The 24,750-nt window shown below is 41.6% G+C and carries 30 protein-coding genes and 1 pseudogene; 25 read left to right on the top strand and 6 right to left on the bottom strand.

Going from position 1 to position 24,750, the window contains the following annotated elements; translation table 11 throughout:
• Positions 1 to 52: 52 nt before the first annotated feature.
• The 20 genes and pseudogenes from GN277_RS23975 to GN277_RS23880 all read left to right on the top strand — a co-directional run.
• Positions 53 to 211 carry a hypothetical protein gene (locus GN277_RS23975; protein WP_159754749.1) on the top strand — a complete coding sequence of 53 codons (159 nt, stop codon included), beginning with the start codon at positions 53 to 55 and terminating at the stop codon, positions 209 to 211.
• Positions 212 to 264: 53 nt separating this feature from the next.
• The gene (locus GN277_RS23970; RefSeq protein ID WP_244324880.1) at positions 265 to 456 is read left to right on the top strand and encodes a type II toxin-antitoxin system RelE family toxin; all 192 of its coding nucleotides are present in this window, start codon (positions 265 to 267) and stop codon (positions 454 to 456) included.
• Positions 457 to 1,073: 617 nt separating this feature from the next.
• Positions 1,074 to 2,006, top strand: a complete 933-nt coding sequence (locus tag GN277_RS23965; RefSeq protein WP_159754747.1) for a DUF932 domain-containing protein — start codon at positions 1,074 to 1,076, stop codon at positions 2,004 to 2,006.
• 31 nt (positions 2,007 to 2,037) lie between these two features.
• Positions 2,038 to 2,382 carry a DUF3848 domain-containing protein gene (locus GN277_RS23960; RefSeq protein WP_159754745.1) on the top strand — a complete coding sequence of 115 codons (345 nt, stop codon included), beginning with the start codon at positions 2,038 to 2,040 and terminating at the stop codon, positions 2,380 to 2,382.
• A complete protein-coding gene (locus GN277_RS23955) occupies positions 2,379 to 3,305 on the top strand; it encodes a YqaJ viral recombinase family nuclease (RefSeq protein ID WP_159754742.1) in 927 nt (308 codons plus the stop codon). Before GN277_RS23960 ends, GN277_RS23955 begins: the two co-directional genes overlap by 4 nt.
• A 164-nt stretch (positions 3,306 to 3,469) precedes the next feature.
• Positions 3,470 to 3,694, top strand: a complete 225-nt coding sequence (locus tag GN277_RS23950; protein ID WP_159754739.1) for a hypothetical protein — start codon at positions 3,470 to 3,472, stop codon at positions 3,692 to 3,694.
• On the top strand, positions 3,681 to 4,109 hold the full coding sequence (locus GN277_RS23945) for a type II toxin-antitoxin system VapC family toxin (RefSeq protein WP_159754736.1): 429 nt from the start codon (positions 3,681 to 3,683) through the stop codon (positions 4,107 to 4,109). Before GN277_RS23950 ends, GN277_RS23945 begins: the two co-directional genes overlap by 14 nt.
• Positions 4,110 to 4,286: 177 nt before the next feature.
• Positions 4,287 to 5,243, top strand: coding sequence for a hypothetical protein (locus GN277_RS23940; protein ID WP_244324879.1), 957 nt, complete (start codon positions 4,287 to 4,289; stop codon positions 5,241 to 5,243).
• Positions 5,244 to 5,351: 108 nt separating this feature from the next.
• Positions 5,352 to 5,585, top strand: a complete 234-nt coding sequence (locus GN277_RS23935) for a hypothetical protein (RefSeq protein ID WP_159754733.1) — start codon at positions 5,352 to 5,354, stop codon at positions 5,583 to 5,585.
• A 38-nt stretch (positions 5,586 to 5,623) separates the two neighbouring features.
• On the top strand, positions 5,624 to 6,565 hold the full coding sequence (locus GN277_RS23930) for a DUF5688 family protein (RefSeq protein ID WP_159754730.1): 942 nt from the start codon (positions 5,624 to 5,626) through the stop codon (positions 6,563 to 6,565).
• Between the two features lie 54 nt (positions 6,566 to 6,619).
• Positions 6,620 to 7,246, top strand: a complete 627-nt coding sequence (locus GN277_RS23925) for a recombinase family protein (RefSeq protein WP_159754727.1) — start codon at positions 6,620 to 6,622, stop codon at positions 7,244 to 7,246.
• Positions 7,247 to 7,492: 246 nt separating this feature from the next.
• Positions 7,493 to 7,651, top strand: coding sequence for a DUF6718 family protein (locus tag GN277_RS23920; protein WP_159754724.1), 159 nt, complete (start codon positions 7,493 to 7,495; stop codon positions 7,649 to 7,651).
• Between the two features lie 162 nt (positions 7,652 to 7,813).
• Positions 7,814 to 7,954, top strand: a complete 141-nt coding sequence (locus GN277_RS32505) for a DUF6718 family protein (RefSeq protein WP_408641727.1) — start codon at positions 7,814 to 7,816, stop codon at positions 7,952 to 7,954.
• Positions 7,955 to 8,128: 174 nt separating this feature from the next.
• A complete protein-coding gene (locus GN277_RS23915; RefSeq protein ID WP_159754721.1) occupies positions 8,129 to 8,767 on the top strand; it encodes a hypothetical protein in 639 nt (212 codons plus the stop codon).
• Between the two features lie 358 nt (positions 8,768 to 9,125).
• Complete coding sequence (locus GN277_RS23905) at positions 9,126 to 9,467, top strand: hypothetical protein (RefSeq protein WP_159754715.1); 342 nt, start codon at positions 9,126 to 9,128, stop codon at positions 9,465 to 9,467.
• A gap of 207 nt (positions 9,468 to 9,674) precedes the next feature.
• Positions 9,675 to 11,414 carry a hypothetical protein gene (locus GN277_RS23900; protein WP_159754712.1) on the top strand — a complete coding sequence of 580 codons (1,740 nt, stop codon included), beginning with the start codon at positions 9,675 to 9,677 and terminating at the stop codon, positions 11,412 to 11,414.
• On the top strand, positions 11,407 to 12,453 hold the full coding sequence (locus GN277_RS23895) for an ATP-binding protein (RefSeq protein ID WP_159754709.1): 1,047 nt from the start codon (positions 11,407 to 11,409) through the stop codon (positions 12,451 to 12,453). The genes GN277_RS23900 and GN277_RS23895 overlap by 8 nt, the downstream gene beginning before the upstream one ends.
• A 45-nt stretch (positions 12,454 to 12,498) precedes the next feature.
• On the top strand, positions 12,499 to 12,711 hold the full coding sequence (locus GN277_RS23890) for a hypothetical protein (RefSeq protein WP_244324878.1): 213 nt from the start codon (positions 12,499 to 12,501) through the stop codon (positions 12,709 to 12,711).
• Between the two features lie 118 nt (positions 12,712 to 12,829).
• Positions 12,830 to 14,365 (top strand): recombinase family protein, encoded by a 1,536-nt coding sequence (locus GN277_RS23885; RefSeq protein ID WP_159754706.1) that lies wholly within the window; start codon positions 12,830 to 12,832, stop codon positions 14,363 to 14,365.
• Positions 14,352 to 14,507 (top strand): annotated as a pseudogene (locus GN277_RS23880) (sporulation transcriptional regulator SpoIIID); the annotation flags it as partial. The gene GN277_RS23885 and the pseudogene GN277_RS23880, both read left to right, overlap by 14 nt.
• A 106-nt stretch (positions 14,508 to 14,613) precedes the next feature.
• On the opposite strand, the gene GN277_RS23875 reads toward GN277_RS23880, so the two are convergent.
• A complete protein-coding gene (locus GN277_RS23875; protein WP_159754703.1) occupies positions 14,614 to 15,198 on the bottom strand; it encodes a helix-turn-helix domain-containing protein in 585 nt (194 codons plus the stop codon).
• A gap of 195 nt (positions 15,199 to 15,393) precedes the next feature.
• On the opposite strand from GN277_RS23875, the gene GN277_RS23870 reads away from it, so the two are divergent.
• The 3 genes from GN277_RS23870 (at position 15,394) to GN277_RS23860 (ending at position 17,142) form a co-directional block, all read left to right on the top strand.
• Positions 15,394 to 15,879 carry a GNAT family N-acetyltransferase gene (locus tag GN277_RS23870; RefSeq protein ID WP_159754700.1) on the top strand — a complete coding sequence of 162 codons (486 nt, stop codon included), beginning with the start codon at positions 15,394 to 15,396 and terminating at the stop codon, positions 15,877 to 15,879.
• Positions 15,880 to 15,944: 65 nt separating this feature from the next.
• Entirely contained in the window at positions 15,945 to 16,544 is a 600-nt protein-coding gene (locus tag GN277_RS23865) for a class I SAM-dependent methyltransferase (RefSeq protein ID WP_159754697.1), read from the top strand.
• Between the two features lie 52 nt (positions 16,545 to 16,596).
• Entirely contained in the window at positions 16,597 to 17,142 is a 546-nt protein-coding gene (locus GN277_RS23860; RefSeq protein WP_244324877.1) for a GNAT family N-acetyltransferase, read from the top strand.
• Positions 17,143 to 17,510: 368 nt separating this feature from the next.
• Here GN277_RS23860 and GN277_RS23855 read toward each other — a convergent pair whose 3' ends face one another.
• Positions 17,511 to 18,725, bottom strand: a complete 1,215-nt coding sequence (locus GN277_RS23855) for an IS256 family transposase (protein WP_159751631.1) — start codon at positions 18,723 to 18,725, stop codon at positions 17,511 to 17,513.
• A 136-nt stretch (positions 18,726 to 18,861) separates the two neighbouring features.
• Positions 18,862 to 19,524, bottom strand: coding sequence for a B3/B4 domain-containing protein (locus GN277_RS23850; protein WP_159754694.1), 663 nt, complete (start codon positions 19,522 to 19,524; stop codon positions 18,862 to 18,864).
• 255 nt (positions 19,525 to 19,779) lie between these two features.
• Here GN277_RS23850 and GN277_RS23845 point away from each other — a divergent pair, with 255 nt between their 5' ends.
• Complete coding sequence (locus tag GN277_RS23845; RefSeq protein ID WP_159754691.1) at positions 19,780 to 20,772, top strand: aldo/keto reductase; 993 nt, start codon at positions 19,780 to 19,782, stop codon at positions 20,770 to 20,772.
• A 133-nt stretch (positions 20,773 to 20,905) separates the two neighbouring features.
• On the opposite strand, the gene GN277_RS23840 is transcribed toward GN277_RS23845, so the two are convergent.
• From GN277_RS23840 to GN277_RS23830, 3 genes are all read right to left on the bottom strand, one after another.
• The gene (locus tag GN277_RS23840) at positions 20,906 to 22,255 is read right to left on the bottom strand and encodes an MATE family efflux transporter (protein ID WP_159754688.1); all 1,350 of its coding nucleotides are present in this window, start codon (positions 22,253 to 22,255) and stop codon (positions 20,906 to 20,908) included.
• 68 nt (positions 22,256 to 22,323) lie between these two features.
• The gene (locus tag GN277_RS23835) at positions 22,324 to 22,674 is read right to left on the bottom strand and encodes a hypothetical protein (protein WP_159754685.1); all 351 of its coding nucleotides are present in this window, start codon (positions 22,672 to 22,674) and stop codon (positions 22,324 to 22,326) included.
• A gap of 2 nt (positions 22,675 to 22,676) precedes the next feature.
• Entirely contained in the window at positions 22,677 to 23,141 is a 465-nt protein-coding gene (locus GN277_RS23830) for a TNT domain-containing protein (protein ID WP_159754683.1), read from the bottom strand.
• 227 nt (positions 23,142 to 23,368) lie between these two features.
• On the opposite strand from GN277_RS23830, the gene GN277_RS23825 reads away from it, so the two are divergent.
• A complete protein-coding gene (locus GN277_RS23825) occupies positions 23,369 to 24,676 on the top strand; it encodes a DUF4825 domain-containing protein (RefSeq protein WP_159754680.1) in 1,308 nt (435 codons plus the stop codon).
• Positions 24,677 to 24,750: the final 74 nt, after the last annotated feature.

Genomic DNA, 24,750 nt, shown 5'->3' with positions numbered 1-24,750 from the left:
TTAGAGTATCAGAATCAGAAGGACTATGATTGGGAAGGGTAGGCTGTGATAAATGAGTGAAAGAGAAAAGGCTATGCAGTTAATAAAGGAAATACCAGATAGCAAGATGATATTTGTAGTAAATATGCTAATGAAAATAAAAGGTTTGCCTGTAGAAGAAATTGAGCTGGATGAATGGGATTTAGAAATGATAGAGGAAGCAAAAAAATAATGATGGTTCATCGGTGTCTTTTGAGGAACTTTTAAAGAAGGAAGGGCTGACATATGCCGATTTATAAAATTATTTTTGAGAAAGCTGCCCAAAAATTTCTTGATAAACAGGACAGACCGAAGCGAATTCGATTATACAGGGCTATTTACCGTCTGCCAGACGGGACAGATATCAAAAAATTAAAGGGACATGATTTATATCGTCTGCGTGTTGGTGATTGCAGGGTATCGTATAGATTGGAGTAAAGATTATTACAATAGAAAATATTGATAGCCGTGGGGATGTGTATAAAGCATATTGATGGAAAAGGTTACAACAGGGATACGGATTTGGCAGAAATTGAGTTCTTGATGTTTTTTAGGTTCCCGTATCTTAGAAGTGAAAGATTACAGATGAAAAAGGTGTCCAAATCGGACACCTTTTCTCTATCAGCGGTAGTTTTCAGAAGTATAGTAAAAGCAATAAAGTTCAGTTATATATTATTATCATGAAACCACTTATAGAAGCGGCAGGAGGAATGATCCTTCCTGCCATTTGTTATGCCCAGAGAGGAGGAATGTTATTTCTGGGAGATTATCATTATAGTAAAGAACATTGGCAGAGCAATCGTTAGGATGGCTCTGCGGTGTTGGGGAAAGGAGGCAGAAGGATGAAAGGAATTGAGATTGCTTTATTTATTATCGGATGTGGCGTCAAGCTGGCAGAGATTATAGCGGAAGAAGATTAATTAAGAAGTATTGTCTGATAGTTGCCGGAAACTGGCGGCAATCAAATTTAATGGGACTGAGCTACCGCCAGAACCGGCAAGAGGTAGAAAAGAATACAAAAAACAAAGGTTGATTGAGAAAAGGAGATTCCGATTATGGCAGCAAATGTTGAGAGTATGTTTTATGTAAGGGAAACCCCATGGCATGGGTTGGGGACAAAGGTGCTAGAAGCCCCTGCTTCCAAGGATGCATTGCAGTTGGCAGGACTTAACTGGCGTGTTATGCAGGAACCGATTTATACAGCCATGGAAGAACTGGTTGACGGTTACAAGGCGAATGTGCGGGATTCTGACCGCAAGGTGCTCGGCGTTGTCACAGACCGTTACAGGGTAATCCAGAACGACGAAGCCTTTGCATTTACGGACGGTTTATTAGGGGAAGGCGTGAAATACGAGACCGCCGGAAGCCTACAGGGAGGCAGGAAGGTATGGCTGCTTGCCCATATGCCCCATGAGTACATCATATCCGGTGAGAGAATCAGCCCGTATATGCTGTTTTCTAATACCCACGACGGTTCCGGTGCGATTAAGGTCGCACTGACACCGATTCGGGTGGTATGCCAGAACACCTTGAATCTAGCGTTGGCAGGTGCAAAACGTTCATGGTCTATGATCCACACCGGGGATATCAGGGAGAAAATGCAGGAGGCAAAGGATACCCTTTTCCTAGCAGAAAAATATATGGACGAACTGGGTAAAGAGTTTGAAGCGCTCCGTATGAAGAAGCTGACAGACAAACAGGTCATGGAGTATATTGAGATTTTACTGCCAGTTGAGGATGGTTCTACGCCTCAGCAGGAGAAGAACATGAAGCGTTTACGGGAGGATATGAAAATCCGCTATTTTGACGCCCCGGATTTACAGGAGGTAGGGAAAAATGCCTACCGCTTTGTCAATGCGGTATCTGATTTTGCTACCCATGCGGAACCGCTGCGCAGGACGGCGAATTATAAGGAGAACCTGTTCTCCCGCACCGTAGACGGAAATCCAATGATTGACAAGGCATATCAGATGGTTAGTGCGGCGTAACAGGATTGGGAAAGGCAGAGAAAGCAGGTATATGTATAGGAAACAGTTGGAACAAGCCTTCTGCCGGAAGATTAGCGGGGAGTTGACAATCTTCCGGTATGAGGTTCTGCAGGGGGAAAAGGAAGCCATTTATGAGGCGGCTTACCAGATAGACAGTATCATCAGCATTTATGAACTTCTGGTAGAAATGAGTAGCAGGTTATCAACCGAAACTTTGGAGGCGGCGGTGATGTTTCCCAACATCCTGACCTTCCTTTATCGGGAATGGCTGGGATATGAGGATTCCTATACCGCAGACATCCAGTATTGTTTAGATAAGGAACTGGCAAAACTCAGAAGGGATTACAGGGATATGAAGGAGGAGAACATCGTATGAAGAAATTAGTATCCACATTGAATATGGAGAAAACGGAATGGTTAAAGTACCGGAAACAGGGGATTGGAGGTTCTGACGCAGGGGCGGTATGCGGGTTCAACCCCTACCGCACAGCCCTCCAGGTGTATCAGGATAAGACCACGAATGAAACCGAAGAAATCGACAATGAGGCAATGAGGCAGGGAAGGGAGTTTGAAGATTATGTAGCAAGGAGATTCACAGAGGCAACGGGAAAGAAGGTACGCAGAGCCAACGCAATGTTTTACGATGAAGAAAATCCCTTTATGCTTGCGGATGTAGACCGGATGGTGGTTGGGGAGAACGCAGGGCTGGAATGTAAGACGGCAAGCCCGTATATGGCGGATAAATGGAAGGACGGCAGGATTCCGCTGTCTTACCAGATTCAGTGCTTTCACTATATGTCCGTCTGCAATACTAAGGCTTGGTATATCGCCGTCCTGATATATGGAAGGGATTTTAAGTTTTACCGTTTGGAGAGGGATGAAAAAATGCTTGCCGATTTGGTAAAGATTGAGAAGGACTTTTGGGAGAACCATGTATTGAAGCGCGTATTACCCAGTCCTGATGGTTCTAAACTGGCAGACAGCGTGATTGCGGAATACTTCAAGAGATCCATAGATAAGACTATCCCGTTAAACGGTTTCAATGAGAAATTAGAACGACGGCAGGAATTAGCGGAAATCATGGCAGAGATGGAGACGGAGAAGAAGCGGATTGAGCAGGAATTGAAGCTGTATCTTGGGGAGGCGGAATTAGCGGAGAATGAGAAGTACCGGGTATCATGGAAGGCGGTAGACAGCCAGAGGATTGACGAGAAGCGTCTGAAAGCAGAGAAGCCGGAGGTCTATGCAGAGTACCAGAAAACGATTCATAGCCGGAGGCTTACGGTGAAGGCGGCGTAATCAGCCAGACAGGAATGTTTATTTGTGGCGTAAGGGGGAGAAAGCTGTCAATATTTTGGAAACGAATATAGAGAATACCGAGAAAGGCAATATACAAGGAATAAAAAATAGGTTATAATCATATTACAGCGATAAACGGAACTATAAAGGCAGAGGTGAAAATCATGTTGGCAGTAAAGGGAACGATACAAGGCAATACTGTAGTTATCAAAGATGAAGATATAAAAAAATATGACGGAAAAGACGTGATTGTAACGATTCTTGATTTCCAGTTTGAACAGCAGAAGAAACAGGTTGACTTAAAGAAATACATGGGGAGGGGAGAAAAACTTTTCCAGTCAGACGCACAGGAAGCGGTAAGGGAGTTACGGGATTATGACAGGTTATAGAAAAGTATTTTTAGATACAGCACCAATCATTTATTTCCTCGATAATGATGTGAATTTTGGAGAAAAAGCCAAAAGTATTCTGGAAGAAATATTAGGGAATGGGAAAGGGCTGGCAACCTCTGTCATTACTTGTATGGAATATCTTACCTTTCCATATAGGAATAACAACTATGAAAAGGCAGAGGCTTTTTTTGAATTTGTGTCGGATTGTGATATCCCGTTGTATTCCGTCAATATGGAAATTGCGAAAAAGGCTTCCATGATTAGGGCTGAGTATGGATATTTTAAAGCGATGGACGCATTACAGCTTGCAAGTGCATGTATCCAAGGGTGTGATATCTTCTTGACGAATGATAAGCAGTTAAAGCAGTTCAAAGAAATACGCTGCGTGGCGGTGGAAGAATGGAGACTATAAAAATTTATTGCAGACTGTGCAGATGTGCAGGAGTTAGCCTGTGAAGATACTTAGGTTAGAAGAATGTGGCAAGTAAACATTTTTTGAATACAGCATGTTAGGGAGAGGATGAAAATGCCTCTCCTTTTTGAATGTCAGAATACCATAGGGAAGACGCTACAGTTGTGGAGGTAAGAAATGTCAGATATTAAGGAAGAATTAGCAAAGAGAGCGTCAAGTCTCAGAAAGAAGGAGTATGGGAATGAGATGGGGCAGGAAGAAGCAGTTGACAAGTTAGGCTGTGAGAAAGCCTTTGTCCGTTTACTAAGGGCGGATGAGATTGTATGCCGGGTATCAACCATCAATGAGAGGGGCTTGAGCCTTCTCTTATTCAAGGACGCCCGTGTAGACCAGAAGATTCTGGACGAGACGTTTACGCCCTTTGGATGGAAACGGACTCATCAGATCATAGACGGGAACCTATACTGCACCGTGGAAATCTGGGACAGTGAGAAATGCCAGTGGATTGCCAAGCAGGACGTAGGAACTACCAGTTATTCGGAGAAGGAGAAAGGGCAGGCTTCGGATTCCTTTAAACGGGCTTGCTTTAACTGGGGTGTGGGAAGGGAATTGTATACTGCGCCGTTTATCTGGATTGGGGCGGGACATGCCACGATTCAGAAGAAAGACAACAAGTTTACAACCAGCGACAGGTTTTCGGTGGAGTCTATTTCTTACAATGAACAGCGGGAGATAAATGCCCTTGTGATTGTGAATGGAAAAGGCGTCAAGGTGTTTGAATTAAAGCCGAGGCAGAAAGGCAGACAAGATATAGGAAACCAGCAGAATACCGGAGGAAAGCCAGATGAAGGACAAGAAGCGGACTGTAAGGAGGAGCCCAGCCGGGAGACGGGAAGCAGGGAGAAAGCCGGACAGGAATTGGGGAATCGGCAGAAAGCCGGTCAGAAGCCAGAGGAAAACAGGATTACGGATATGCAGAAATCCATTTTAGAACAGGAGTTAAAACGCACAGGAGTTCCGATTGAGAATGTATTAGCCAGATATAAGATCCATAAGCTGGAACAGATGACGCTGGAGATTTATACGAAGGCGTTAAACGGGCTGAAAAAATCGAAAACCAAAGAAGCAGCATAGCCTGACAGCAGAAATAGGGAGACAGGAGCTGAGTTTGGATAAGTTCAAGAATTTCTGCTGACATGGGTAATATAACAACGCCGTATTTACAGAATAAGGGGGTGAGTTATGTTGATTAGGGATATCTATAATAAAATATTTGCGGAAACAAAAGAGATGGAGCGGAACGACCATGAGATAAGTGACGAATTGTCTGCTCTATTCCGGGATGTGGATTTACAAAAGGTTACATATGAGGAATTTACGAATCTGATGTGTCAGGCATGTGCCATCGGGGAACGTCAGGGATTTGTATCAGGGTTCCGTGTCTTTGCAAAAATTATGTGTGAGGCGTTAGCTTAGGGATTACAGAAATGATCATAGATGATGAGGTGAAAAGAATGGAGAAAAAACAGATGGAGTATATGCAGTTTAAAGAGAGATTGATAGAGGCTTTGCAGGAGTATTTCCTTGGAAGGGGAGAGGTATATTATGACAAGGTGAAAAAGATGAATGACACGGACAAAGATGCGGTTATTGTGCGGCTGATCGGGACAGCAGTACAAGCGATGATTTATCCAGAGGATATGTATGAAGGATATAAAGATACGGGAGACTTTGAAAAATGCGTGAAAGAAGTAATCCGGGCATGTGAGGAGGTTCCATTCGTCGATGAGTGTCATATCCCGAAAACCTGGGAATCTGCAAAGGGAAGGCTTCATATGCGGGTGATCAATAAAAACTGGAACAAGCAAGCCTTGAAGCGGATGCCTTATAGGGAATATCTGGACTTGGCAATCGTATTTTATGTTTTTATAAAAGAGGAAGGGGGATTGATGGCAACGCAGCCAGTCAGCAGGGAATGTATGAAATTGTGGGGTGTAGATGTAAAGAGTTTGTGGGAAACATCTAGGAAGAATCTGGAAGAAGAAGTATTTCAGATAGAGACGATGGGGGCTGTTATAGAAAATATGTTGACGGAAATGAAGGATTCTGAGGATGCAGGGATGTTTTGGAATGATATGGAAGGAAAGGAAATAGAAGGAATCGGGAAGGTATATGTCGTTACAAATACATGCAAAAAGTATGGGGCAAGGGCAATCTTGCGGAAGGATTTATTGCAGAGATTGGCGAAAGAGCAGGGCGGGAGTTTTTATATCCTGCCCTGTTCCGTTCATGAAATTTTAATACTAAAGGAAGACGGGATGGTTACGGCAGAAAATTTAAGGAATATGGTTTATGAAATCAATCATTGTTCTGGTACGGTAGAGCCGGAAGAATGCCTGTCGGATTCAGTTTATTATTATAATAAGGATGAAGATAGAGTTGAGGTTGCAGCATAGAAGGATAGAAGCCAGAACGATTAAGAGTTATTAAATGAATAGGAAGGGAAAGTTATGCAGAGGGTATTTGGATATGCCAGAGTCAGTTCAAAAGAACAGAATCTTGATCGTCAGATTGACCGTTTGAAGCAGTTTGTTTTACCGGAGAATATCTTGATGGACAAGGCAAGCGGAAGGGACTTGGAACGTTCGGCATATCAGGCGTTGAAAGGGACATTGGGATTACGTGCAGGAGATACGCTTATCATTACATCTTTAGACCGCCTAAGCAGAAGCAAGGCGGATATACGGAAAGAATTACAGTGGTTCCAAGACCATGGGATACGGTTAAAGGTTTTGGATTTGCCCACATCACTGGTGGAAGTGCCGGAAGGGCAAGAGTGGATTGTGGAGATGATAAATCATATACTTATCGAAGTGCTTGCGTCTATGGCAGAGCAGGAAAGGCTTCTGATTAAAAAGAGACAGCGTGAGGGAATCGAGGCGGCGCAGAAGAAGGGGAAACATCTTGGAAGGCCAAGACTGCAGGTGCCGGAGGAGTTCCCGGAGGTCTATGCCAGATGGAGAGCGGGGCAGATTAGCGCGAAATCTGCCATGAAAATGCTTCGGATGGCAAAAACCAGTTTTTATCGGCTGGTGAACCAGTATGAAGGATGTGCCGTTCCAAAAGGTGCAGAATGACAGGGATATGTTCCCAAAATAGAAATGGACTTTTAGGGAGGTCAATCCGAGACTGGATTGACTAGTCCCTAAAGGTAGAGGTTTTGGGATGGATATTTTAGTTTTATACCCTTCTATTTTTCCAGAGTTTATGATAATCTAAGATATAATTAGAATCAGTTGCATTAGAAATATAGACTCGGCATTATCGTAATGGAAGAAGCAATTCAATGTGAAAAGGATAGATTATAAGGGAGAGTGAATGAAGTGATAAGAGTTGATAATCCATTCTATATATTGGCAAAAAAGTTTGATGAAGAAGGATGTATTGCATATAAATGTAAAAATATGAATGAAGCAAGAAATGTCCCGAATACATTGGAAGCCCTTAGGGGCAAAGATGTGCAGATTGTGATACTAGTGTAGTGTCTGCATTATATTCAGGCAAACCTCCTTGCCTAAATTTCCATCAGGCTACGTTGTCGGCGGTCAACGATTAGGTCATAAGGAATCCTCCCGCAAGCGGGTCCCTCCTTGTGACAACAGCCACCGCATCGCCTCCCTTCTCCGCCTTGCTGATGAAAATTTATTCTGCGGAGTTTCACCAGATATAATGCAGACACTACACTAGATAACCCCGAAATATATTCAGAGTATGCGCCGTATAAATATATTGATGACCTCAGAGAATTTATGAATCAGGCTGGAAATTTGAATCTGGTAGTATAGTCGGTTATATTGACAGAGGTTTAAGGAGTTAGATCAATGAATTATATTTTGGGAAAATCCTCTTATAAAAAAAATTAGTGTGGATAAGCATTAAAAATAACCGTTATAATTGATAGGTGATAGATGATTTTTTTAAAGTGGAGTATTTTCTATTTACGAAAGAAGGCTAATGAAATGGAACGGTATTGTATTGTAGAGAATGAATTGAGCGATTGTAGACCAAACTTCTGTCCATATATTAGAATATTCCCATTTAAGGCACTTGAGTATGCAGAGAATTATGAGTATGCAGAGAATCATGTGTTATCTGATTCTGTAAAAAATGAAAAAACAGAGGATGACAAGTCTCCGGAAGATTCAAAATACAGGGTGGGTATAAATTATGAACCCACAGAGCAAAGTTTATATAATGGTTTTGTAGAAGGTAAAGAACCAGAGAAAGAAATGTTATTTACATTTCCAGAATGTGAAGCTGAAATTCAGAAGTTGCTTTTTAATGTAGATAATATAGAGTATGCAGATTCAGAGAGAGACATGTATTTTGATATTTTGGATCATAGTTTTTCATCAAAATTAGTAAACTTAGATATATATTTACATATTTATTATTCATTGCTATATAAACAGAATAAGGAGAGTTATATAGCGTTGACGGAAAAGGAGTGGACATCAGAGCAGAAAATTGAAATACGTGAAAAAGAAAAAGAATGTAAAAAATATTTTAAAGGAAATCCAGATAAGTTTAAACCTTTTGTGATTAGAGAAAAGATAAATGAGAAAAAAATAGTGAAGGGAAAGTATATTATGATGTGACAGGAATACAAAATTTTGCTCCCAATGTTTCAAGATTATATTATTTATCCCGTGAAGTTCGGCAAATTTTTACAAAGGTAAAAAAAATTAATACTGAAAAATATAGTTACAACAAAATGAAATCACTTTTTGATTCAGATTATGTTTCGATTAATAGAATAGAAGAAATTTGGTTATGTGAATATTTATTTGGACTAAATCTTGCAATAATGTTTTATTCTTTTTTAAACCAATTTTGAAAGATATATGTTTTGAGGATATCAAGAGGGAGTATTATGAAATAATATAAAAAATCATTTTGGAAGTTATGAAAGTAAAGGGCATATATACTCGCTGTTTATTGATTCAGAAAATGAAAATGATATATGAGTTAAAATTTGCGAACAGTAAATTGGGGTGTAGAGAACGATTACATTATTTATATAGTGAAATATTGAATAAGAGAATGTCTGTATATGTGGAGACGATGGGATGGTTAAAGAAGAATGTGTTAGAGCAAGGAGATGATGAGAAAAGGAAGAAAATTTTTATAAAGGAGGTTGAAGAAAACTGTAAAGTATTGATAGCAGAGTATTTGCTTTGTTCGGAAGGATATTATCTATTGAAAGATTTACCCCAGAATATTGAAAATGATAATATATATGAGTTAATTCAAAAGATTATTTTATGTGAAAGAGAAGAAGGGGTGCCGTCCTGTTAGGACGGCACTTTTCCTATGTTCAGACAAATAATATTTGATACGAAAGACTGAATAAATGATGTTATCTAACTCTTATAGGACGGGCTGTTTATTTGGGGCAGACTGGGGGAGGGGGAAAAAATAATTTGTCATATCAAAAGCTCCCCATTTTCGTCATTTTTTATCTGCGGTATAATACGTACATAAAATGAAGGAGGAAATAAGCATATGAAATCATGTTTTGACGGATTAGCGAATCAGAATGATATGGCAATGATTGCGCAGGGGATTCAAGAGGGAAACATGCTGGTGGCAAATTCATTACAAGCGTTGAATGTGCGTATTGACCAAGAAATTGGCAAGAATAGAAAGCGGCGTCGAAAAGCGTTGAATTCGTTTATCGTTGCTCAAAATGACCGGTTTGGAGTCGTAAAGAATTTTGATGATGGTACACAAGAGATTGTGGATTTGACATTGAATCTATTTCCGGATTTTGTTGTAAATAAAATTAAGTTTCAAGGTCTGGATGAAAAACCCAAGCACATCGGAATTTATTTTAAAACCGACGATTTCTGGATTATTGGAAGAAAGGGAAAGGTAAATGGTTCCGTCATCTTTGATGGAATGCTCAAAAATGGCGTAGTGTTCAACACCAAATTTAGGAGTGCCAGGGTTAAGGAATTATTGAATGATTTTTTTACGCCGTTAATTGCACAAAGCAAAAAAACGATGGAAATTCCTGCATTGGGGGGATGGTGGAACGGAAGGTTTTTGGCGGCGGAAAGATTTATGTTTCGAGAGGAAGAAGGGATTCCAGAACTGCCGGTACAGAAAAAAAATTTATTGGAATATGCAAGCGAGGATTTTGACACCAGCTTATATTTTGAAAAAATTCGGCAAATTAAGGATTGGAGGTATCGTCTGCTATTCATGCTTTATCCGATTCATGGAATCTTGAGCAGTATAATGAAAAAGAGGGGAACCGCCCAAGAATATTATTTATCTGTCGTCTTTTTAGATGATATCAAATCGAGGGATTTATGTGATTTTTTGCAAGTATTTGGGCGTAATAAGCTTAAAGCCTATGAACCAAGAGAGGAAGAAATCCTTACGGCGAAGGATGAAGTGTTGATTCTGGATGCGCGTTCAGATGGAGTTCGTTCAGATTATATGCAAAAAAATCTTGAAAAAAAATGCCATAGCTTTGCTGAACGCATTGTGAAGCGGGAAATTATCACGGAAGATGGTTTTGAAGTTAGTGTTCCGGTAGTTGTTTTTTCCGGACAGTTATCACGGAGCCGCTATGCCGTTAATTTATTTTTGGACAAGAATTCGCTGAAATTATCTGCACTAGATCCTGAGGTGGATATCATTGGCGCTATGATTTATATTTTTGTGAAATATTGTGAGCGAAATCTTGAGCGTGTAAAAGAGATATTGGATATGGTTAAGCAGACTGGTGCGGAGTACACATGGCTTCAAGGTGCCTTCAAAGTTTTTGAGGATTTTTGGTCCTCATATGGCGTTGATTTGAAATCATCAGCAGATATCCCCAAAGAAATAGATTGGGAAAAGCTTTTATCGGAAATGCTGATATTAAACGACGATATTATTGACGATTTTGTGACAGTAATACGGCAGGGAATCTCAGATTATTCGGTTAAAGAAAAACGTCGGGGGGAGAATTTTGAGGGGTTCATTGGCTACACGGATGAGGATATATGGATACCGACCAAGATATTTGATCAGATTCTAACCCAATATGGTTTGCAGAAGGAGAGGAATCAGTTGCTTGCAGATTTACGCAGGAAAGGATTTTTGATTACAGACGATAACAGAAGTTTTTCACGGCAAATTAAAAGTGGCGAGAAGCGTATGGAAGTTTTACAAATCAAACGTCAAATCTTTGAGCGACAAGGGATGGCAGATATCATTGACTTAGGAAAGGAGAGAAAAGGCGATGATTAAGGATAAGGAGGGACATGAGGTTCATTTGATAGGGGAAGCGAATGGCCATAAATTGGTTTATGGTAATTCTGGTCAAGGGAAGACCTTCTTCCTTATGCGGGAGTTGGAAGGCTATTGTGAGCAAGAGAAGAAAATCTTGATTCTGGATTATTCCGGAAGTTTTACGGAGAAAGAATTGGTGGAGAAGAAATTTTTATATCTCGATAAGGTCAAACGCTTGAACTTAGCTGAGGAACTGTTTCAATGGACATTTTGTGCCGACAGCGTAAAACTGTGCATAAAAAATATCGCAGATGCTTTGGGGGAAGTTTTGAATTGCGGCAGTTATTATCAGAAAAAGTTACTGGAAGAAGCCGTTAGGCGTACTTTGGAATCTGAAAACGATATTTGTATTTCGCGTTTGCTGAGGATTATCGAGGAAATGCTTCTGGAAGAACAATTAAGTGAGAATACTGGCAGAACGGCGGAGAATCTACAGCATTTGTTGACGAGATTGTTTCCCTATGAAGATATCGACAACTTTGCAATAAGAAATCAAGAAGCGCAAATAGATATGGATGAACCTCTTACTATCATTGATATTAGTTGTTATCCTGAAGGTCAGAGACGGTTTTTGACAAGATTAATAGTATCGCTGTTATGGAGAGAAGCATACCGCCCCAAAGCAAAAAGCCGGTATGAGATTCTGGTGCTTGACGAAATGCAGTTTTTATCTGTGAAAGAAGGCAGCACACTGAATTCCATGCTGCATGAAGGCAGGAAAAAAGGATTGTCCCTTGTTCTCAGCACACAATATATCAGCCATTATGGTGAGGATGAGAAAAGTGCGCTTCATCAGGCAGATACGAAGATTATCTTCCGTCCGACTCCAGAGGATCGCAGATATTCGGCAAGGGTGATTGCTCCAATGAATCCTCGGATATGGGAAAGGGAGCTGGCGGGATTAAAAAAAGGAGAGGCGCTATTAAAGGGGCATTACCGCTTGGATAACCGAAACAGGGTTCTGGATACACCGCTCATAATTAAGGCATTTCCATAAAACAGTGCTAAAAAGCCATGAGATGGCATAGGTTAGAGAAACCAGTTGAAAGAGATAGCAAGGGAGGCGGAGACAATCATTAAAAAAAAGAAATTAAATTTTAGATTCCACAATCCAAACACCCAAGAGGCGTCGGCAGATTACATAGTGCAGATTTTTATTGCTGCTAACACTGGGAGAGTGGAACAAATTTTAAATCAAAATGCCTCCAAGGGAGGCAAAGAAGAAGATGAACGAGAGAACCGCTGCGTAAGCTAGCGGTTCTTTCCTTAGTATGAAAAACTTAGGTATAAGAAAATAGCTTGTCTTTTTTTTCGCTACATTATATAATGGAGTCGTAACAGAACGCTATTATTTAATTAGAAAGGTCTGAGTTATGAATATTGCTGCTTATTGCCGTGTTTCTACAGATAAATCCGACCAGCTCAATAGTTTAGATGCACAAAAGAAATTTTTCACTGAATATACGCAGAAAAATGGTCATGACCTTGTAAAACTATATGCAGATGAAGGAATTTCCGGTACAAAGATTAAAAACCGCAAAGAATTTCTCCAGCTTATGAGGGATGCAAAACAGGGATTGTTTGATATGGTGGTCGTAAAAGACATATCCCGTTTTGCACGTAATACGGTAGACCTTTTACAGAGTATCAGGACTTTGAAAGCGCTGGGCATTGAAACGACGTTCCTGACGGCGAATATGACCGTCTTGGGGCAGTCGGAGTTCGTTCTGACAATATTCGGCGCACTGGCACAGGAAGAAAGTGCGAATACTTCTAAACGTGTGAAGTTCGGAAAAAAGATGAATGCAGAGAAAGGGCGGGTACCGAATATTGTATACGGCTATGATAAGACAAACGGCGACTATTTTAACTTGGGAATTAATAAAGAAGAAGCAAAAATTATCCGTCAGATATTTACATGGTATATAGAGGAAGGATATGGAGCGGCCAAGATTGCGAATATGCTTAATGAAAGAGGCTGTAAGACGAAGCGGGGCTATAGCTTTAGCCAGAACGCAATCTGCCGCATCTTGACGAATGAACTGTATACCGGAAAGATTATTAATGGGAAAGAAGAAGTAACGGATTTCCTGACTGGCACAAGGGCAGGAAAAGACCAGTCTGAATGGCTGGTAAAAGACCGCCCAGATTTGAGGATTATTGAGCCGGAGCAATTTGATAAAGCACAGGAAGTATTGGCGGGACGCCATGGAGCATTTAATATGAAGCGAGAGAGACAAAGCAATAAATATCTTTTTAGTACATTGATAAAATGTAAGGAGTGCGGATGGTCGTTCCGGAGGACAGTCCGTACTTATAAGAACACATATATCCGTTGGGTATGTTCCGGGCATAATGGAAAAGGGGCGGATAATTGTCCGAATGCAGTTACGGTTGATGAAGAAGAATTAATTCAGGCATTGGAAGAATATTTTGCAGAAATGCTGAAATCAAAAAAGAATGTCATTGCCCATGTGGTAAAAGAATTTGTTAAGATTTACAAAGCAAAAGACGAAAATGAGAATTATGAGAAGGAATTAAATGATAGCCTTGCGAGAATGAAAAAGACCCGGCAAAAATATATGGATATGTATACGGATGATTTGATCAGCAGAGAGGAACTGAATGAGAAGATTGGAGGGATGAAGGCAGAGATTGAGAAGTTGGAAAATAATCTGAAACTGGTCCAGTATAATCTGAACAAAGGCGACCAGTTAGAAGATGTGATAAGAATGACCTTCAAGCGTATAGAGGATATCGTGTCTGTCAGGGATATGACGAATGAGCAGCTGAAACAGATTATCCAAAAGATAGAAGTAGACAAAGAAGGAAATGTAGATATTTACCTGCGTTTGTTCGGGGATTTAGGATTGAATGAAACCGTTCTAATTTGCGACAACCATACATAAGGACGTAACAGAACGTCTCCTCCAAGTCAACCCATCCTTGGCTGCGGAAGCGAGGAAAATACTAGACCTCAACAAATCCGAGCGTCACATCCGCGGTGGACTTGCTACCCGTGAGAAATATCTCCACCTGGAACACAGCTAAGAAGCCGGTTGGGAAAAGCAAAAATTCCCAACCGGTTTTACCGAACTAAAGATTCCAATGAGTGAGTAATTATTTTATTGTATACCCGAAAAGCGATAAAGCCTGGTTACACCAACTGATAAAACAGCCCATGCTTCGTACAATACCATAGCAGTTTCCCATGTGCAAACGCAGGAATACGCACCTGCAGATCCCATTCTGGGTATTGTTTGCGAAGCATTATACTGTCACCTGTCAGTAACGCCACAAATGTAATATGGTGTTCTCGTGTCATGGGGTGGTCGCTTGCGATAAAGTAGTTATCATCCACAATTTCCACATTAAGCTTCTCGTCCTCGTCTGCCTTTTTTGGCTGTTGAGGACTTAATTTTTTGCCGCAGCATGAAATACTGGTATCTGTCATTGCAGTAATCATATTTCCGCAAGTTGGACAGATATAAAAATTCATTTTTTTCATATTCCCTCCTAAACTTTCATTTTCATTCATTTCGCCGGAAAGCAGTTTTTCTAAATCAACGTTAAATATTCTTGACAAATCCGGAAGCAAAGAGACATCGGGACATCCTAATCCCCGTTCCCATTTTGAAACCGCCTTATCGCTGATGCCCAACTGTCCGGCCAACTGTAATTGAGTCAGCTTATTTTCTTTCCGCAGCCTGCAAATGAGCTGCCCGATTTTTACATGATTCATATTATTTTACTCCTTCTTAGTTTATTATAATGCAGAATCTTGAGATTTCAATAAACGTTCCGTAGAGTAGCTGAGCTTGGGAAAAGGAGGTGTATGGCGGAAATTATTATTGATAATTTAAAAAAGAAACAATATAATAAGAATTATCTTGGAAATATTCCAGGTTTACAGTAAGAATTAAAGGAGAAGAGGAATTTGAGCGAATATAACGATAAATTACAAATGCAAATAATAGATTATTTCAACTGCGGCCGGCAAGAATATTGGTTATCTCAAATAAAGAAAAGCGACTGGGGCGCAGGGCAATATCTGTTTAACTTGTTAAGGGAGAATAAGTTAAAGGAGGTTGTGGGTGAAAATCCAAGAGTATTGATGCTGACAAATGGAGAGGAACTCGTTTCATTCTGTACTTATACTGAAAAAGATGACATACAGCCCACGGAATTAACCCCATGGATAGGATTTGTGTATACATTTCCAAAGTACAGGGGGCATCGATATGTAGGGGAATTGTTCTTGGAAATTGAAAGACTTGCGAAATCGGAGCAAGTTCATGATATCTTCATATCGACAGACCATATAGGATTATATGAAAAGTATGGTTTTGAATTTTATCAGACAATGAAAGATATGAATGGCGAGCCCTCCAGAGTATATAGAAAATGTATGCTTGTCAGTTAGACAGGGGTTATGGCGAGTGGATGAAAAAGAGGGTTGAAGTATAGGCAGGAAAGGAGAATATACTTATGTTTTGGGACAAAGCAGCAGCTTTTTATGACCTATTTGAAACGCTATACAATCGTAAGGTGTATCAAAACCTGGGGAAAAGGGTAGCGGAAGAAGTTGAAAAAGATGATATTGTATTAGAGTGTGCCTGCGGAACCGGCGCCATCAGCAAATATATTGCGCCGAAATGCAGGCAATTAATAGCGACAGATTTATCCAAAGGAATGTTAAAGCAGGCTTCAAAAAATTGCCGCAGATATGACAATGTAAAAATAAGGCGTGCAGATATGACACGGTTGAAGTGTCAGGCTCATAGATTTGATAAGGTAGTCGCAGGAAATGTGATTCATTTGTTAGAATCCCCTCACACCGTAATAAAAGAGCTGGAAAGAGTGTGTAAACCAGGAGGTAAAATCATTATTCCCACATATATAAATATGTCTGATGCGAGGAATAAAAAGGCGGTGCGCCTGCTGGAAGTTTTAGGAGTAAAATTTAAACGGCAATTCGATATGGATTCATACAGAAGTTTTTTTGTAGATGCAGGCTATCAGGATGTTGAATATTCTATTGTTTATGGAAGAATGTCCTGTGCCATAGCAATCATTACGAAAAAATAAATCTGTGAAATATTATTGAAGATAGAGAAAAATGCAAAGATAGAGGTTGGGTATGATGCAGATAAAATTATTTTCGTCTCAATATAAAATTCATAGGCTTACCGACCAGAATATCGACGAAATATATCATTTGCTCAGTAAGAATGTCTTATACTATGAATACTGTCCGCCTTTTGTTACGCGGGAGTCAATTCGAGAGGATATGAAGATTTTGCCGCCTGGAAAAGAGCAGAAAGACAAATATTATATTGGATTTTATCAGGATGAAAAGCTAATCGCGGTTATGGATTTTATCGACGGATATCCCGAAAAAGGGATTGCTTATATCGGTTTTTTCATGACAGATACATCATTACAGAACCAAGGAGTAGGAACGGCAATCATTGACGATTTGTGCAGATATCTTACTGAGCTGGGCTACCATTCTGTTCGTCTGGCTTGGGTAAAAGGGAATCCACAATCAGAACATTTCTGGCTGAAAAATGGTTTTGTGCAGTTAAGGGAGACCACGAGTAATGCGGCAGATGAAGTAATACTGGCAGAAAAGATGCTTGAGAAAAATTCAGGAGGAATACACATGACGGAGGTTCAAATTTAATTGGAGAAAATTCAGCCTCAGACCAGCCTCTTTCGCATCCTGTGTATGCGAGACTGTAAATAATCTTGTGTCTTTGGAGAAATAATCTTTACTGGTAGGAATCAGATATGTAGAAATCTGCTGTCGAATATCATTACTTTTATGTTGTCGAATTCTTTTTATGATAATAGTATTACCAGATAGTCAGGTTTTATACATATTTATTGATTTTTGGCACACCAATCAGACATTAGCAGCAGAAACTCTTTCCGTGGGCTCTGCCCACACCCGGCCTCCGGAATAAGACCGGGAATTTCTGGCAATACTGCTAATGCCGATGAAATAAGGCCGGAACGTTTTGATGCGATATGTCGTTCCGGCTTTTCATTTTACAGGTACCGGGTAAGCCTCTCCCCGTACAGGACGATCAGCTGGTTCAGCACCTGGTCCCAGTTTCTGTAACGCTGTGTCCATTTTTTGATCACATTTCCACTGGCAAGATAAAGCATCTTTTCCAACGCGCTGTCGCTGGGGAATACACTCTTTGTCTTTGTCACTTTCCGATACTGGCGGTTCAGTCCTTCTATGATATTTGTAGTATACATGATACGCCGGATATCATCTGAAAACTGAAAGAAGGAACTGATGTCTTCCCAGTTATTCTCCCAGTTACTTATCGCATAGGGGTATTTCCTTCCCCACTTTTCTTTGATCTTTTCCAGTTCTGAAAGAGCAGATGTTTCATTGGGGGCATTATATACTGCCTTGAAATCTGAGGAAAATTTCTTCAGGTCACTGTAATTGACATATTTGAAAGAATTGCGTAGCATATGGATGACACACCTCTGGATCTGGGCATCCGGATAGACTGCCCCTATCGCTTCCTTAAAACCGGGAAGCCCGTCCACGCAGAAGAACAGTACATCCTGTACACCGCGGTTTTTCAGATCATTTAACATGCCCAGCCAGAACTTGCTCGTTTCATTAGCTCCTACTGTGATGCTCAGGATATCTTTGTAACCATCTGCTGTGATGCCCAGCACGATATAAGCCGCCCGGCTTAAGATGCGCCCATCCTCCCTGACCTTGTAATGGATGCAGTCCATGAACACAAAAGGATAGATCGGATTCAACGGACGTGACTGCCATTCCTTTATTTCCGGCAGGACCCTGTCTGTGATCTTGCTGACCATTTCTGCTGACAGTTCCATCCCGTAAAGATCTTGTATCTGGTCATGGATGTCTCTTGTGCTCATGCCCCTTGCGTAGAGGGATATCACTTTTTCCTCTATCCCGGAAATATCCCGCTGGTATTTTGGGATCAGTTTTGGCTCAAATTCCCCTTCCCTGTCCCTTGGGACATCGATCTGGAACTCACCATACTGACTCTTCAATGTTTTAGGGGTATGTCCATTTCTCTTATTGGATGTAGGAGCCTCTCTTTTCTGATTCTTTTCATAACCGAGAGACGCATCCAATTCTGCCTCCATGAGTTCCTGAAGGATATCCTTGAAGCTGTCTCTGAGCAGGCTGTAGACATCAGCTACGCTGTTTAGGTTGTTATCTGCAATAATCTGTCGAATCTGTTCTTTTGTTGCTGGCATAAAAAATCCTCCTTTTCGATAAGAATTGTCATATCTTGATTCTTACCAAAAAAGAGGTATTTTTTTCCAAAGACACAAATTATTCTACACTACCGTGTATGCCTGGATAGGCTGGCTCTGTAAGCTAAACCCATTATCACACAATCCAACACTGAAGATTCTTTGCACCGGCATATTTTTCAAGATATGCACTTCCATATTCCATTGCCCGTTCTAAATCCTGGTTTTCGGAAAAGGAATAGATAAGCGTTAGGACTTCCGTTGTATCTCCCGTAATCATTGCCCGTTCAGAGTCACTGGTAGAGCTTCCGATTGCCCCCTCATCATCCGCCAAAACAGGAAGTCCGTCAATCTTGATTTCATCCTTCCCGATACCCTTATACGTCTCGTACTCCCTGCCTACACGGAAGATAAGTTCTTCACCAATCTTGGAGGCGTCATAGGAGCCTGCGGAGAAGCCGGACTGAATGGAAATCAGGTTATTGACATCCACGACTGTATTTACCTCGTAAAGCCCTTTCCCCTGACCGATTCTGCGGATTAACGCCTCGGAGGAGACTCGATATCGGCTTGGATCTTTTCCGAACGCCTTGTATGCCTGGCGGGATTCTTTGATGTTAGGAAGCTCGTTGATGCCGTAATCAAAGATTGCGTCCTTGGTTCTCTTGAAAATGTCCTTCTTGAGATACGTCCACATTTCTTCATTCTTCTTCTCTACTTGAACCTGATACTGGAAGCAGCCGACTCTTGTAGCGGGCCAGAGAGCCTTCATATTCTGGTCAATCTGTAAATGTTTCATCCTACCAACTCCTTTTAGATTCTGTTGTATGAATTGTAAGCGCAGACCGTATGCGACATATTGACTATATGCTTTCTATCATAAACGTTTTTCCTGTGTTTGGCAACTTTAAAATTTAAACCTTCATTGCAGAATTTAATTCATCATTGCGTTATACTCCTTATTTTCATATAATGAATGATAGATCCTAAAATATCAATGAAGCAGAGTTTAAAGTGTACACACAGAAAGAGAGGAAAAATGAATCATTTGAACATGTATGTAGCAGAAAATGAACGTTATGAAAGAATGGAATATCACCGAGTAGGCAGAAGCGGCTTAAAATTTCCGGCTGTTTCTCTGGGATTCTGGCATAATTTTGGCTCTAAGGATTCTTATGATAATATGCGTGCGATGTGCAGGACAGCATTTGACCACGGAATCACCCAGTTTGACCTGGCAAATAATTACGGGCCGGAAAACGGCAGTGCGGAGGAAAACTTAGGGAGGCTTTTGGAGGATGATTTCAGGCCGTACAGGGATGAACTCCTGATTACGACAAAGGCAGGCTATCACATGTGGGAAGGGCCTTACGGAGATTATGGCAGCAGAAAATATCTGATGGCCAGCCTAGACGCCAGCTTAAGGCGTATGAAGCTTGACTATGTGGATATTTTCTATCATCACAGAATGGACAAGAATACGCCCTTGGAGGAGACTTTAACCGCGCTTGTGGATATTGTGAGAAGTGGTAAGGCGCTCTATGTTGGCGTGTCGAACTACGATAAGGAATACACAGAAAAAGCTGTTCATTTTCTGAGAGAGCAGCATTGTCCTGTAATCGTGAACCAGAGGAGATATTCTATATTTGACAGAACCATCGAAGAAGACGGAGTGAAATCATTCTGTAAAGAAAACGGCGTGGGAATCATTGCATTCAGCCCGTTGGCCCAGGGGCTTTTATCAGATAGGTATCTTCATGGAATTCCAAAGGATAGCCGGATTGCACAGGATGGCAGATTCCTTCATTCAAGCGATTTGACGGAGGGAAGGCTTAGCCAGATTAGTAAGCTGAATGAGCTTGCCGGACAGAGGGGGCAGACGTTGGCCCAGATGGCCTTATCCTGGGTGCTTAAGGATGATGAAGTATGCTCAGTTCTGATTGGCGCGTCAAAGCCAGAACAGATTATAGAAAATATTTCTGCGGCACGCCACGGGAAATTTACGCAGGAGGAGCTTGAGCAGATAGAGGAAATCTGTAAGGGCTGATAGACCTTCATACATGTCGGGGAGAGAAAAATGAGTAAAAGCGGACGGAGTCGCCCGCTGGCTTGAGAGGCATGTAAGCGTATCATAATAGTTGAACGATATATGAAAATAAAACCGTCGTTGCCCGAAGATTTCAGACAATCATACGCTTTTTCCTGTAAAAATAGTAGAAGATAAGCAGCACAGCCGTAGCCACCCATGACATAGGATAGCTGACGAGTATCGTCGAAAGCTCGTGCCATCTGGGAACCACCAGCAGAATCCAGGGCAGGCGCACGCAGCACACACCGCCCAGGGTAATGAGGGTTGGAATCATCACATCACCGATTCCGCGCAGCGCACCGGAGAGGATTTCAATAAAAATAAAGACAATATAACTGGGCGTGATATACCGCAGCATATAGACTCCGATATCCACTACATTTATGTCTGTGGTAAATATATGGTAAAGGGGTCGGCAGAAAACCATTAGGAAAACCAACAGAAGTCCACATATGCCAAGGGACATCCCAAGGCAGACCCGAACACTTTTGAACACTCGGTCATACCGTTTTGCACCGTAATTCTGTCCGGCAAATGTGGTGATGGCAATGCCGAATGCCCCGCATACGGTCCAAAAGATGGCATCCAGTTTACCGTAGGCCGCCCACGCTGCGGCAGGGTCGGTTCCGAACCCATTAACCGCTGCCTGGATAATGATGTTGGTAATCCCGTACATGCAGGATTGAAGCCCGCTTGGAAACCCGATGCGAAGCTCGGCTCTTAACATGGCGGGTGCGATACGGATGGCGGAAAGGGACAGCTTCAGTGAGTCATAACCGGTCATCAGCGCCCGTGTGACCAGAACAGCGCTGACTGACTGGGAGATGACGGTTGCAACAGCGACACCGGCGATACCAAGATGGAATACCAGCACCATGACGATATCCAGCACAATATTCAGAAGGCAGCAGACAATCAGATAGTACAGGGGACGGCGGGAATCTCCGATTGCCCGCATGATTCCAGAGCCCATGTTAAAGATCAGCACAGAGATCATCCCTAGAAAATAGATTCTCAGGTACAGGATGGAATCGGTGAGAACATCCCCAGGCGTATTCATGGCAGTCAAAAGAAAAGGGGTCAGAACCCACCCAAGAATTGCGATTGCCAGGCTTGCAATGATGGAAAATGCATAGGCAGTATGGAGACTTTCGTGGAGATTTCTTGCATTTTTCGCCCCGTAATGCTGTGAAATGATTACAGTGGCGCCGGCGGAAAGACCGGTAAAGAATCCGATAATCAGATTCGACAATACAGCGGCAGAGCCGCCGACACTTGCGAGAGCCTGTTTTCCCACAAACCGGCCCACAATGACGGCGTCTACCGTGTTGTATAGCTGTTGGAATAAAGTTCCTATTACGATTGGAAAAAAGAAGATTAACAACTGACGCCAGATCACGCCTTCTGTAATCTGGTTCTTGGTTATATTTTCTTTTGTCATGACATACCCACTCCTTTGTACCGACTATATCATATTTGGGATAATATGACAAGCCGTCAGGGAGGGGATTAAACTGCATACACGAAACGGTTAAAGCTAATTTTTTCACATTCCAGATTAAAAAAATCTTTCAAGCTTTTTTCAGCGTCATTAGACTGTGAAACCCTGGATATGATATCATAACAGGCGTCCCGACAGTTCATATGCGTCTTGATGTTATATTTTTTCCCTCGTTCGCCTTCGTACACCATCCAGCTAGGCTCGTTCTTTTCGAGGCAGACTGCTTCTTCCGTATACTCTCCGATTGAACAGAAGCCTTCTGGAATATGGAATTCCTTCAGCGCCTTCATTAATATTTCTATATATAAATCATTATTATCTTTTGTTGTAGACGGTGGTTCACGCATAGTTTTTCCCATAGCTATATCCTTTCCAACATGCCTTTTTTGACGGCTTCTCTGATTGTAATGGGATGAAGATATTGGACTGCGCCGCCGAGACTGTCGAAGCCTGGGGCGACAATTCCTTTGTCTACGACACATACAATACGGACATTGTCAGCAATAACCTTATATTCATTATATTCCATGCTTTCCGGAATATACGGCAATGATAGTTCTTCATATGCAGTTCCTTTAGGAGATGAGAAATGGCCAATTTCACTTCCATATCGGATGATTCTGCTGCCATAGGGCAGAATATATTCAATAGTATGTTTTCCGTTGCTTTCGATATTTCTGATGTCAAACCCGTCGTCATCCGCATATTTTGATAAATAATTCCAATTCACTATCGGCTGGCCAAACCGATTATTCTTTCCAGTGCCATATTCTGGTTTTTTCAGTTGGCGTATTCCGCTGATTATTTCACCTTTATCGTTCTTCATTGGTCGTGTTTTCTTTCTGCATTAGTTTCTATTATAAAAAGTATAGCATTGAATGTAGTATATTGTTAGATGTAACATAAAATAGTGCATATAAATACAGTGTAATATAAAAATGGAAAAGCTGTTGACAAAACAGGTATTTTCATATAGCCTGAAATTTAGATAGGAACGGTACTGGCAGGTATTCTGCTTATTACACAAGGAAAGTGAGATCGGAGGGTGAGGACATGAATGGAATTGGCAGAGTATTTCAGGCGGCTGCGCTGGGAATTGCAGCAGGTATTCTGATTATCGTAATTTGTCTTGGAAACGGACAGGGCGGAGAGCCCCAGATACGCTGTGTGAAACAGCCTGGTAAGGGAGATATTGAATATGAGTACAGACTCGACGGTAAGATGAAAAGTTTTTTGATTTACAAAGAGTATTATCGAGCCGGAGAGCTGTTGGAGTATGGAGTTTTAAGGGCAGAGGATTTTAAAGAGGCTGGCGTTAAGAAAGACGGAACACTTACCCTTAGGGTAGAGAGAAATTCTCAGACGATGGATGGGGAATGGAATATTAACTTCCTGAATCAGTTTGAGGGAGAAGAAGATTTTTCGAGAGATGCCAATTCCTGGGAATCGCTAGGTTACGGTTATCTGGGAATGATGGAGAGCTATTTCCTGGAAAATCAGTCCCAATGGTATAAGGTGAAGGAAGGAGAGAATATTGCGCTGGCGGCATGGCATTTGATGGGAAGCAGTGAGAGTCAGCTTCGGAAGATTCCCTGTCAGGAATTTATGGATGAACGGACGAAGCAGGAGGTTATAGGGCAGAATGATGGAGAGCTTCTATACTATTTGGTGTTTTCTGAAAAAAACACCGATGAGTTGAAATCTGATTATGAGGTTTCTCCATATGCGAAAATGTTATTCGAGGCGGCAAATCCTTACATTGGCGACGCACCGGCAGACGGAAAGCTAGTGGAAGCCTTGGGGATATTTCCGGAAATGGGGCGGACAATGGAGTTGGAAACCAAGAAAGAGCCGTATACGCTTAAGCTGCATTTTGAAGACGAACCCTCAAGAGAGCTTGGTTTCAATGAGCAGATGGAGAAAAAAGCCATCCTGCTTTTGTGTCTGATTGAAAACGTGGACAGGATTGAGTGGACATATCCTCTTGATTCAACGCAAGGACAGCCAGAGCGCCGCTTCTTCTGTGACAGGGAGAGGGCCAAGGAATTGCTTGGAGGAAAGGATGTGAAAAGCTTTGCTGAGTCGGAAGCTTCTCTCCAGGAATTGCTGACAGATGTTTTGCCATATATTTATTCGGAAGGCGTTATGAATGTGATAGGGCTTGGAGTTGGAGAAGGCAGATATGCGTCCCCAGAAGGGCAGATTTATGAGAAGCTTCTCTATTTTATCGGACGGCTTCCAGGGGAAGAATATGACAGGGTATTTCGGGTGCTGACGGATGAAGAAAAGGTTACGGCTGAGGATGTGGCAGAAGCCATTTCTCAGGGCGGCGCTTCAAAGAAATTGTATTTGGTTCAGTAGTAAGCAAAGGAAAACGTACAGGATATGGAAAGAATCAACATTTACCATATCTTGTACGTTTTTATTTTCAGCTT

Source organism: Sporofaciens musculi, from assembly GCF_009830285.1.
GTDB classification, from domain to species: domain Bacteria; phylum Bacillota; class Clostridia; order Lachnospirales; family Lachnospiraceae; genus Sporofaciens; species Sporofaciens musculi.
This window is presented reverse-complemented; position numbering and strand designations above follow the sequence as displayed.